The following is an 11,246-nucleotide window of genomic DNA, read 5'->3' as shown; positions in this document are numbered from 1 at the left end:
CCCCGGGCAGCCCGGCTCCCGCCACGCCCGCACCCTCCCCCGCGCCCAACACCCCGGGTACGGCCGCGCCGAACCCGACCAATGCCCCCGCCCATTCCGAGCAGCCGGCACCCACCACCGCGGCGCCGGCCCCTCAGACTCCGGGGGAGAACTGCAGGAAGGCGGACTGATGTCCGCACCGGCACCGCCGTCCGCTGGAGCGTTCCCCAGTCCACCGGGCGGGTTCGCTCCCGCGCCGCCACCCTCGACCCGCCGCAACGTCGAACTGTTGCTGCTGGGTTTCGCGGTGGTCATCACCACGGTTGCGCTGGTGCTGGTGGAGGCCAGTCAGGATCAGGAAATCACCTGGGATCTGGCCAAATTGGGTTTCGCCTATCTGGCGCTGTTCGGTGTCGCCCATCTGGCGGTGCGGCGGTTCGCCCCGTTCGCCGATCCGCTGCTGTTGCCGATCGCGGCGCTGCTCAACGGACTCGGGCTGGTGTTGATCCATCGCCTGGATCTCGCCGACGAGCAGACCGCGATCCACAATTCGTGGTCGATCCCCTCCCCCGACGCCAATCAACAGGTGCTGTGGACAGCGCTGGGGATCACCTTGTTCATCGCGGTGCTGGTGCTGCTGCGCGACTACCGCACCCTGGCCCGCTACGGCTATACGCTCGGTCTGCTCGGCCTGGTGGCGCTGATGATCCCGGCGCTGCTGCCCGGGAGGTTCTCCGAAACCAACGGCGCCAAGATCTGGATCCGGTTACCGGGTTTCAGTGTGCAGCCGGGTGAGTTCGCGAAGATCCTGCTGATCATCTTCTTCGCCTCGGTGCTGGTCGCCAAGCGCGATCTGTTCACCGCTGCCGGCCGCCACGTCCTGGGGATGGAGTTGCCGCGGCCGCGCGACCTCGGCCCGATTCTGCTGGTGTGGGCGGCCTGCCTGGTCGTGTTGTTCTTCGAGAAGGACCTCGGCACCTCGCTGCTGATCTTCGCGACCGTGCTGGCCATGCTCTACATCGCGACCGAACGGGTGGGCTGGCTGATCGTCGGCGCCGGACTGCTCGCGCTCGGATTCTTCCTCGCCTACAACGCCTTCGGCCACGTGCGGGTGCGGGTGTCGACGTGGTTGCACCCGTTCGACGACTACAACAACACCGGTTACCAGATCTCGCAATCGCTGTTCGGGCTCGCGACCGGCGGCCTGGCCGGAACCGGACTCGGCAGCGGACGGCCCTCGCAGGTGCCGTTCGCCAAGACCGACTTCATCGTCGCCACCATCGGTGAGGAGCTGGGCCTGATCGGGCTCACCGCGATGCTGATGCTGTTCGCCGTCTTCGTGGTGCGCGGCCTGCGCACGGCACTGGCGGTCCGCGACAGTTTCGGCAAGCTGCTCGCCGCCGGATTGGCGTTCACCATCGCCATTCAGGTATTCGTGGTGGTGGGTGGCGTCACCAAACTGATTCCCCTGACCGGGCTCACCACCCCCTTCGTGTCCTACGGCGGCTCCTCGCTGCTCGCGAACTACGCCCTGCTGGCGTTGCTGGTCAAGATCTCCGACGCCGCTCGTGCGCCGGCGCCGGCTCGCCGCCGGGAAGCCGCGCCGATCGCCGAAGCGCAGACCGAGATGATCCGCGCCGAGACGCCCCGACCCGAGAAGGGAGAGCCGGCATGAACACCCCGCTCCGCCGGGTCGCGATGGCCGTCATGGTGATGATCGTCGCGCTGCTGGTCAATGCGACGTACGTCCAGGTGATCAAGGCCGACAGCCTGCGCAACGATCCGCGCAACTCCCGGGTCCTGCTCGACGAGTACAGCCGCCAGCGCGGTCAGATCTCGGCGGGCGGCACGGTGCTGGCCAGTTCGGTGGCCACCGACGACCGCTACAAGTATCTGCGCACCTATCCCACCGACCCCTCCGCCTACGCCCCGGTGACCGGCTTCTATTCGATGCAGTACGGCAGCACCGGTTTGGAGCGTTCCGAGGATTCCGTGCTCAACGGGTCCGACAGCGCGCTGTTCGGCCGCCGCCTGATCGATATGATCTCCGGACGCGATCCGCGCGGCGGCAATGTGGTGACCACCATCAATCCGATGATGCAGAGGGTCGCCTACGACCAGCTCACCAGCAAGGGTTACACCGGTTCGGTGGTGGCCATCGAACCGAGTACCGGCCGCATCCTGACCATGGTGTCGACACCGAGCTACGACCCCAACCAGCTGTCCACGCACGACGGCGCGCGTGCCACCCAGGCCTGGGAATCGCTGAGCGCGGACCCCGGTCAGCCGATGTTGAATCGTGCGGTGTCGCAGACATATCCGCCCGGTTCGACATTCAAGGTCGTCGTCGCCGCGGCCGCGCTGTCGATGGGGATCAAGCCGGAGGACGCGTTCACCGCGGCGCCGAACATCACCCTGCCCGGTACGAACACCACGCTGGAGAACTACAACGGCACCCCGTGTGGCGGCGGTGCGACCGCGACCATGCACGACGCGTTCCGGCTCTCGTGCAACACCGCCTTCGCCGAGATCGGCATGAAGGTGGGTGCGGCCAAACTCGAGGACGAGGCCGCGGCCTTCGGCATCGGCCCGCATTCGGGCATTCCGATTCCGGTGGCCGACAGCACGGTCGGGCCGATTCCGGACAACGCGGCGCTCGCGCAGACCAGCATCGGACAACGAGACGTGGCTCTCACCCCGCTCGACGATGCGGTGATCGCGGCTACCGTAGCCAATGGCGGTGTGCGGATGGAACCGCATCTGGTCGACCGGACCCAGGGTCCCGACCTGCGCGATCTGTCCACCACCAAACCGGTGTCGGTCGGGCAGGCGATCAGCGCCCCGGTGGCCAGCCAGCTGACCGGGCTGATGATCGATTCGGAGAAGGCCACGGCCGGGGGCACCCAGCCGCGGCCATACCAGATCGCTTCCAAGACGGGCACCGCCGAGCACGGCAGCGACCCGCGCAACACCCCGCCGCACGCCTGGTACATCGCGTTCGCGCCGGCGCAGAACCCGAAGATCGCGATCGCGGTCATCGTGGAGAACGGCGGCGACCGTGCCCTGGCGGCGACCGGTGGATCGGTGGCGGCGCCGGTGGCACGGGCGGTGCTGGATGCCGGATTGCAGGGGGGCTGAGAACAATGAGTAAGCGAGGACCAGGACCCCAGGTGGATATGCAACAACGTCGTGATCGGCGAACCTACCGACGGGGGCGGCCATGCTGAACAACGGTGCCCTGATCGCCGATCGGTATCGGCTGCAACGTCTGATCGCCACGGGCGGTATGGGCCAGGTGTGGGAGGCATTGGACACCCGCCTGGACCGCCGGGTCGCGGTGAAGGTCCTCAAGGCCGAATTCTCCGCGGATCCGACGTTCCGGCATCGGTTCAAGACCGAGGCCAAGACCACCGCCCAGCTCAACCACCCCGGCATCGCAGGCGTCTACGACTACGGCGAGACCTACGATCCACAGGGTGGTGAAACCGCCTATCTGGTGATGGAGCTGGTCCAGGGCGAACCGCTGAACGCGGTGCTGAACCGGCTCGGCCGGCTCTCGGTCGGCCAGGGGCTGGACATGCTGGAACAGACCAGCCGCGCCCTCGAGGTCGCCCATGCGGCGGGCGTCGTCCACCGCGACGTGAAGCCCGGCAATATCCTGGTCACCCCCACCGGTCAGGTGAAGATCACCGATTTCGGCATCGCGAAGGCAGTCGACGCCTCACCGGTGACCAAGACCGGCATGGTGATGGGCACCGCCCAATACATCGCCCCCGAGCAGGCCACCGGAGAGGACGCCACCTCGGCCAGCGATGTGTACTCGCTCGGCGTCGTCGGCTACGAGGCGCTGTCGGGCCATCGGCCGTTCACCGGCGACGGTGCCCTGACGGTGGCGATGAAGCATGTGCGTGAGGCGCCTCCACCGATGCCGGCCGATCTGCCGCCGAACGTGCGCGAGCTGATCGACATCACGATGACCAAGGATCCGACGCGGCGCTACCACAGCGGCGGCGAATTCGCCGATGCCGTGGCCGCGGTCCGGGCGGGTCGACGCCCACCGCCGCCGCGCGGAGGTGCGGTGCCGCAGACCGGTGCGACTCGCGTACTTCCGCCCGGTCCGACCTCGGTGATCCCGCGCAACGACTACGACGGCGCGACCGTCCGCTACCCGACCGCCGAACCGGCCCGGGTAGGCGCGGCGGCGGGTTCGACGGCCATGATGCCGGGTCCCGGCGGCCCGGACGAGGACGGCGAGAAGTCGGGATTCACCACCGGTCAGAAGGTGATGGCCGGGCTCGGCGCCGGCGCGGTGCTGCTCGGCGGCCTGGCCGCTTGGGTGCTGCTCAGCGGTAAGGCGCCGGATTCGACGGTGTCGCCGGTGAAGTCGACCACCTCCGTCGTCGCGCCCCCGCCGCCGACCACGGTGTGGACGACGACCGAAGAGCCGACCACCACCACCCAACCGGCCCCGCCGCCGGTGGTGACGACGACTCCCGAGCCGACCACGACGACGACACCCCCGCCGACCACGACCACCACGGCACCGCCGACGACCACCACCACCCGGGAGCGGCCGACCCGCACCACACGCCCCACAACACGCCCGTCCTACCCCTCGCTCGACCTACCATTGCCGGGGGCCGGCGATTCACTGCCGGGGGTCGGCGGTACGCACGAAGCCGACAGCAGTAGGTACCCTGAAACCTCCTCACAAGGAATGCCATGACGACCCCGAAGAATCTGTCTTCTCGCTACGAACTGGGCGAGATCATCGGATTCGGCGGTATGTCGGAGGTGCACAAGGCTCGTGACCTGCGGCTGGGTCGCGACGTGGCGATCAAGGTGCTGCGCGCCGACCTCGCTCGCGACCCCACGTTCTATCTGCGGTTCAAGCGCGAGGCGCAGAATGCGGCGGCACTGAACCATCCGGCGATCGTCGCGGTGTACGACACCGGCGAGGCCGAGGTGGACGGCGGCCCGCTGCCCTACATCGTGATGGAGTACGTCGACGGCGAGACGCTGCGCGATATCGTGCGCGGCAAGGGGCCGCTGCCGCCGCGGCGGGCGATGGAGATCATCGCCGATGTCTGTGCCGCACTGGATTTCAGCCACAAGAACGGCATCGTGCATCGCGACATGAAGCCGGCCAACATCATGATCAACCGCCAGGGTGCGGTGAAGGTGATGGACTTCGGCATCGCGCGCGCCATCGCGGACAGCTCGAATCCGATGACCCAGACCGCCGCGGTGATCGGCACCGCGCAGTATCTGTCACCGGAACAGGCCCGCGGCGAGCAGGTCGACGCCCGGTCCGATGTGTACTCCGTCGGCTGTGTGCTGTACGAAATCCTCACGGGACAGCCACCTTTCACCGGTGACTCGCCGGTCGCGGTCGCCTACCAGCATGTCCGCGAGGATCCGAAGCTGCCGTCGCTGGTTCATCCCGGCGTACCGCGCGAGCTCGATTCGGTCATCCTCAAGGCGATGAGCAAGAATCCGGCCAACCGCTATCAGTCCGCGGCCGAGATGCGCGCCGATCTGATCCGGGTGCTGGGCGGCCAGAAGCCGCAGGCCCCGATGGTGATGACCGAGGAGGACCGCACCACCTTCCTCGGCAGTATGGATCCCGAACCGCGCAGTTACCGCACGGTCGAGCGCAACGACGGCGACGACGACGAGCCGGAACCCGAATCCGACGGGGCCAGACGCAAGTTGTGGATCGGCATCGGCGCGGCCGCGGTGGTCGCGGTGCTGGTCGCGCTGTTCTGGGTGTTGATCGGTCCGGGCAGCCGGCCCGATCAGGTCGCGATCCCCGATCTGGCCAATCAGCCGGCGGAGCAAGCGCGCAGCGACCTCCAAAAACTGGGTTTCAATGTGGCCGTCCAGCCGAAACCGGATGGCAAGGTCGCCAGCGGCAATGTAGTCGCGACCCAGCCCCTCGGGGGTGCCCGCGTCGACAAGGGCTCTACGGTCACCCTTCAGATCTCGACCGGTCCCCAACAGGTCCCGGTACCGCAACTGGCGAAGCTTTCGCAGCAGCAGGCCGAACAAAATCTGAATGCCAGCGGTCTGGCGCTGGATCCGCAGATCCAGCGGGCCGCGTCGAGTCCCGAGGACAAAGACAAGGTGATCACCCAGTCCCCGGCTCCGGGCACCAAGATCGATGCCGGATCCCAGGTCACGATCACGCTCGGCAAGGGCCCCGATCAGGTGTACGTACCCGATGTCGTCGGTCAGCAGATCAGCGTCGCGGAACCGACCCTGTCCAAGAGTGCCGGTTTGAAGGTAGTCATTCAGAAGGTTCCGTCCTCCAAGCCTTCCGGTGAAGTGCTGGCCACCGACCCGGCCGGCGGTTCGAGCGCGGACAAGGGTTCGACCATCACCGTCCAGGTCTCCAGCAATCAGATCACTATGCCGTCACTGACGGGCCTTACTCCGTCACAAGCTGTGGACAAGTTGCGTTCGGCAGGCTGGGCCGGCAGCGTGAGCCAGATCAGCCAGACCACTCAGGGCACCTTCGACGCGACGCAGATCGGTCGTGTCATCGATCAGCAGCCCGCACCCGGCTCGTCGGTGGACAAGAATGCTGCGATCACGATCGTCACCGGTGTACTCGCCCCACCGTGATCCCTCGGGCGGCTCGGACATCCTTCCTCCCGCGGAACAGCGATCCGAACGACCGGCGAGAAGTATGACTGAGCGTCGGCTCGACGCTCACCAGATCCCCGGCCGGGACGGTTGGTATTTCGAGTACGAGGTGCTGTAGGGCGGTCCGATACGCGATCACAGCGCGAGGTGGCGATTCATCGACATGGCTTCTTCGGCCAGGTCGGGAAGTTCGACCACCTCGACGCCGTGTTCGCGCAGGTTCTCCACGCCGACGCAGTTCTCCACGAAGGTGCGCGGTTCCCGCCACGCGATGACGACGCGCGGAATTCCGGCGGCCAGGATGCGGTCGGCGCACGGTGCGCGGCCGACCGAGGCCCGGGTGGAACACGGCTCGAGCGTGCTGTAGATGGTGGCCTGGGCGAGCCGGGGGTCGGCGCCGAGTTTGTTCAGCGCCGATTCCTCGGCGTGCACCTTCGCGTCGGTCTCGCGGGAGTAGCCGTGCGCGAGTTCCACGCCGTCCGGGCCGACGATCACCGCGCCGACCGAGAAAGCGGTGGCACTCGGCGGGCACAGGCGGGCCAGGCCGATCGCGTGATGCATCCAGAATCGGTGCGCCCCCGGCCGGCCGGGAACACGGCTGGCCGATTCGACCGACTCCCACGCATCGGATTCGGTTGTCACTGTGAGTGTTCCATCGTCGGCGAACTCCCATCGGACGGTGTCTGCTTCGGCAGATAACGCAGCACTGCGATATCGCCGAGACGAGTGATATCCACCAAAGCCATTCTGCGCCGAGAACCGCCGGGAAAGTCGGCAGGATGCAGAAATTTCGGGGCCCCGCTGTCGCCGACCAGCACCGGGGCGACCGCCATCAGCAGTTCGTCGGCCAGATCCGCCGCGAGAAAGGCCGTGTGGATGCGGCCGCCGCCCTCGACCATCAGGCGGCCGATCCCGCGCTCGCCCAGATCGTCGAGCAGCGCGCCGAAATCGACGGAGTTGCCGAGGGCGACGACCTCGGCGCGGCCGGCGAGCCGATCGCCCAGCCGCGCACGCCCGGCCGTGGTCGTATAGACCAGTCGCTCCCCACCCTGTTTCCACAGCCGCTGTCCGGGATCGAGTTCACCGCTCGCGGTGACGATGACGCGCACCGGGAATTCGGATCTTCCCGCCGCGATCCGAGCCTCGCGCCGCCGCGCACTGCTCAGCGACAGCCGGGGATCGTCGCGCCGCAGGGTCTCGGCGCCGATCAGAATGGCGTCGGCCTCGGCACGCACCTGGTCGACGCGATCGAAATCCTCCGCGTTGGACAGCAGCAGTCGTTGCGGGCCGGTGTCGTCGATATATCCGTCGACACTCGTGGCCACCGACAGCACCACATAGGGCCGAGCCATCAGCGCCGCCGGGTCACGACGACCGCACCGGGCTCATGCATGCGCAAACTCCTTGTCACGGTACGGCTTTCGCGTGCGGCGCTACGAGCCCGTCAGACCAGCGCGGCGACCTCGGCTTCGAGCGTCTCGACCAAGCCCTCGGCCGGCCGCTCGCCGCACACCTCGAGCCAGTTCGCCAGCATCCGGTGCCCGCCCTGGGTCAGCACCGATTCGGGATGGAATTGCACACCGTGAATCGGCAGCTCGCGATGCCGCATGGCCATCACGATGCCGCTCTCGGTCCGCCCGATCACCTCGATATCACCGGGCAAGGTGTCCTCGAGCACGGTCAGCGAGTGATAGCGGGTGGCGGTGAACGGGTCGGGCAGCCCGGCCAGCACCCCGGAACCGATGTGGAAGACCGAACTCGTCTTGCCGTGCAGCAGCTCGGGGGCACGAGTCACGATCGCGCCGAACGCCTCTCCGATCGCCTGATGTCCCAGGCACACCCCGAGCAGCGGAGTCCGGTTCCGGGCGCACGCGCGGACCAGTTCGATGCTCGCGCCGGCGCGGTCCGGGGTGCCCGGGCCCGGGCTGATCAACAGGCCGTCGAAATCGGCGGCCACGGCATCGGTGTCCTGCAGCCGGGAGTCGTCGTTGCGCCAGACGGTCGCCTCGGCACCCAGCTGGCCCAGATATTGGACCAGGTTGAATACGAAGCTGTCGTAATTGTCGACGACCAGAACACGCATGGTTCGAGAGTACGTGGCGCCACCACCGATACGCAGCTGAGATAGCCTTTAGGCAGACCTGCACGCCGAATACGAGGACGTCATGCCCAAGTCGAAGGTCCGCAAGAAGACCGACTACACGATCAACCCGACCAGCCGCACCCCGGTGAAGGTGAAGGGCGGTCCGTCGCCGGTCTGGTATGTGGCGATCATGCTCGGCTTCATGCTGGCCGGCCTGGCATGGTTGCTGGTCTACTACCTGGGCGCCGACCACATCCAGTGGATGAGCGATCTGAACGCCTGGAACTTCCTCATCGGCTTCGGACTGATGGTCATCGGCCTGATCATGACGATGCGGTGGCGTTGATCGCGCTGTCGCGCGGGTGGCGTTGATCGCGCTGTCGCACGGGCGTTGATCCTTATTACACGCGTGTGATTCATGCACACCTGTGGATGACTCTGTGGACAACTCGAGGAGCAATTGGGGACCGTGAGCACACCACCCGAACACCCCGAGTCCGACCGCCCGGGATCCAGCCCGGAATTCGGCAGTTCCGAGTCGGCGCCCCGGCTCGAGTGGTCCACTCCCGCGCCCGCCTTGGCCGCGGTCACCCTCGGCGGAGTGGCGCTGGCCGTGGCCGCCGCGTTCGCCTCCGACGCACCGAGTCGGCTGTTGATCGGATTGGGTGCGGCACTGCTGCTGTGCATGGCCGGACTGGGCTTCCGTCAACGCCCGCGCCTGACGGTCGTGCCGGGGAAACCGGCCCACCTGGTGGTTCGTGGCCTGTTCGGCCCGGTCAGCTACGGGCCCGAGCAGATTCTGCGGGCACGGGTCGTCGGTTTCCGACGGCTGGGCCGGAGCATCCCCAATCTGGAACTCGATGTCGACCACAACGGTGAGGAACGGCTGGTGATCTTCGGCCGCTGGGATCTCGGTACCCATCCTCAGGACGTCCTGGACGTGCTGACCGTGCACGGTCTCGTTCCCGCCGATCCCCGCACCAGCTGACGGCCGGGCGGGCCGCGGTCGAATCAGGCGGCCACCGAATCAGGCGAGAGCCGCCGCACCCGCACCGATCAGTGCGAGCGCCAGGACGGCGAGTCCGGCTACCGCACCCCATCCGATCCATCGGATCGAATCCCGCGTGCGCGCCCGCAGCCATTCCGGCAGGAACAGGATTCCGGCGGCGGCGAGCGTGCCCGCAACCAATCCACCGAGGTGGCCCCATAGCGAGATGCCGGGCAGGGATACGCTGATGAGCAGGTTGATCGCGATCAACACCAGCATCTGCACCGGACTCTGGCGCAGCCGCAGCAGAATCACGGTCATCGCGCCGAACAGACCGTAGATGGCGCCGGAGGCACCGGCCGTGGCGGAATCGGTCGCCAGCCACATGACCGCCGCCGATCCACCGAGCAGCGACACCAGATAGATCGCGAGGAAGCGCGAACGTCCCAGCACGAGTTCGGTATCGCGGCCGAGAATGTAGAGCGCGAACATGTTGACCACGAGATGCAGCGGCCCGTAGTGCAGGAATCCGGAACCGAGGACGCGAATCCACTGCCCCTGGGCAACCCACTGCGGTGCGAGCACCCAGTCGTAGAACAGCCGCGACAGATGATTGTCGGTGACGCTGTGCGCTTGACTCGCGGTGACGGCGAAGACCGCGACGTTGATCGCGATCAGCGCATAGGTGACATACGGCGTGCGGCGAGCGGTGGCGAACGGACCGCCGACGGTCGGCTGTACCGGCCGAATATCGGTGCGGCCCTGCGCGACACACTCCGCACAATGCTGTCCGACGGCGGCTGGTTGCAGACATTGGGGGCACGCCGGCCGCCCGCACCGCGTGCATGCCAGTCCGGTGGTGCGATCGGGATGGCGGTAGCAGGTCGGTGCGGGCGGTTGCGGATTCACGAAACTCCGATGGGTCAGCTCAGGGTGATGCTCGAGATGACGACCGGCTCCTTCGGCCGGTCGTTGCGGTCGGTCGCGGTGGTCGCGATGGCATCGACGACCTTGCGCGAATCGGCGTCCACCACTTCGCCGAAGATGGTGTGGCGACGGTTCAGATGCGGCTGCGGACCGACGGTGATGAAGAACTGCGAACCGTTGGTGCCGGGTCCGGCGTTGGCCATGGCCAGCAGGTAGCCACGGTCGAAGCGCAGTTCGGGGTGGAATTCGTCGGCGAATTCGTATCCCGGCCCACCACGGCCGGTACCCGTCGGGTCACCGCCCTGAATCATGAAGCCATCGATCACCCGGTGGAATACGCTGCCGTCGTAGAACGGTCCGGAGGTGCCGCCGCCGGCGTTCTTCGTCGTGTAGGCCGCGCTGCCGTCGGCCAGGCCGACGAAGTTGCGCACCGTCTTCGGGGCGTGGTTACCGAAGAGCGAGATCTTGATGTCGCCGAGGTTGGTGTGCAGGACGGCCACGGCTGTCTGATTCGGTGAGGTCACGCCGAATATCGTGCCATGTCGGCTGTCTGTACTCGCGGGGCGCGCCTAGCCGGTGTGCGCCGCGTCGTCGATGGCGGCCGCCGCCTCGGGCGCGGTC

General features: G+C 67.3%; 11 protein-coding genes. 6 read left to right on the top strand and 5 right to left on the bottom strand.

Features of this window, described 5'->3' with window-relative positions; genetic code table 11:
• Nucleotides 1-169 precede the first annotated feature (169 nt).
• The 4 genes from NE2_RS34115 to pknB all read left to right on the top strand — a co-directional run bounded on the left by NE2_RS34115 (nucleotide 170) and on the right by pknB (nucleotide 6,606).
• A complete protein-coding gene (locus NE2_RS34115) occupies nucleotides 170-1,654 on the top strand; it encodes an FtsW/RodA/SpoVE family cell cycle protein (RefSeq protein WP_036525362.1) in 1,485 nt (494 codons plus the stop codon).
• Nucleotides 1,651-3,117, top strand: coding sequence for a peptidoglycan D,D-transpeptidase FtsI family protein (locus tag NE2_RS34110; RefSeq protein WP_063032847.1), 1,467 nt, complete (start codon nucleotides 1,651-1,653; stop codon nucleotides 3,115-3,117). The genes NE2_RS34115 and NE2_RS34110 overlap by 4 nt, the downstream gene beginning before the upstream one ends.
• Nucleotides 3,118-3,199: 82 nt before the next feature.
• Entirely contained in the window at nucleotides 3,200-4,705 is a 1,506-nt protein-coding gene (locus tag NE2_RS34105; RefSeq protein WP_063032845.1) for a protein kinase domain-containing protein, read from the top strand.
• Nucleotides 4,702-6,606 carry a Stk1 family PASTA domain-containing Ser/Thr kinase gene (gene pknB / locus NE2_RS34100; protein WP_063032843.1) on the top strand — a complete coding sequence of 635 codons (1,905 nt, stop codon included), beginning with the start codon at nucleotides 4,702-4,704 and terminating at the stop codon, nucleotides 6,604-6,606. The genes NE2_RS34105 and pknB overlap by 4 nt, the downstream gene beginning before the upstream one ends.
• 156 nt (nucleotides 6,607-6,762) lie before the next feature.
• Here the strand turns inward: pknB and NE2_RS34095 are convergent, their stop codons facing one another.
• From NE2_RS34095 to NE2_RS34085, 3 genes are all read right to left on the bottom strand, one after another.
• Entirely contained in the window at nucleotides 6,763-7,269 is a 507-nt protein-coding gene (locus tag NE2_RS34095) for a deaminase (protein WP_231509332.1), read from the bottom strand.
• Nucleotides 7,266-7,979 (bottom strand): RibD family protein, encoded by a 714-nt coding sequence (locus tag NE2_RS34090; protein ID WP_063032841.1) that lies wholly within the window; start codon nucleotides 7,977-7,979, stop codon nucleotides 7,266-7,268. The genes NE2_RS34095 and NE2_RS34090 overlap by 4 nt, the downstream gene beginning before the upstream one ends.
• Before the next feature lie 92 nt (nucleotides 7,980-8,071).
• Nucleotides 8,072-8,710 (bottom strand): aminodeoxychorismate/anthranilate synthase component II, encoded by a 639-nt coding sequence (locus tag NE2_RS34085; RefSeq protein WP_063032840.1) that lies wholly within the window; start codon nucleotides 8,708-8,710, stop codon nucleotides 8,072-8,074.
• 82 nt (nucleotides 8,711-8,792) lie between these two features.
• Between NE2_RS34085 and crgA the strand changes: the two genes are divergently transcribed.
• Nucleotides 8,793-9,056 (top strand): cell division protein CrgA, encoded by a 264-nt coding sequence (crgA, locus tag NE2_RS34080; protein WP_030516702.1) that lies wholly within the window; start codon nucleotides 8,793-8,795, stop codon nucleotides 9,054-9,056.
• Between the two features lie 231 nt (nucleotides 9,057-9,287).
• Complete coding sequence (locus NE2_RS34075) at nucleotides 9,288-9,698, top strand: PH domain-containing protein (RefSeq protein ID WP_063032849.1); 411 nt, start codon at nucleotides 9,288-9,290, stop codon at nucleotides 9,696-9,698.
• 39 nt (nucleotides 9,699-9,737) lie between these two features.
• Here the strand turns inward: NE2_RS34075 and NE2_RS34070 are convergent, their stop codons facing one another.
• Together NE2_RS34070 and NE2_RS34065 are read right to left on the bottom strand one after the other, a co-directional pair.
• Nucleotides 9,738-10,607 carry a rhomboid family intramembrane serine protease gene (locus NE2_RS34070; RefSeq protein WP_084494526.1) on the bottom strand — a complete coding sequence of 290 codons (870 nt, stop codon included), beginning with the start codon at nucleotides 10,605-10,607 and terminating at the stop codon, nucleotides 9,738-9,740.
• 14 nt (nucleotides 10,608-10,621) lie between these two features.
• Nucleotides 10,622-11,149: a peptidylprolyl isomerase gene (locus tag NE2_RS34065; RefSeq protein WP_062965673.1), complete on the bottom strand. Its 528-nt coding sequence runs from the start codon at nucleotides 11,147-11,149 to the stop codon at nucleotides 10,622-10,624.
• Nucleotides 11,150-11,246 lie beyond the last annotated feature (97 nt).

Origin of the sequence: Nocardia elegans NBRC 108235 (assembly GCF_001612845.1) — a bacterium.
Taxonomy (GTDB): Bacteria; Actinomycetota; Actinomycetes; order Mycobacteriales; family Mycobacteriaceae; genus Nocardia; species Nocardia nova.
This window is presented reverse-complemented; position numbering and strand designations above follow the sequence as displayed.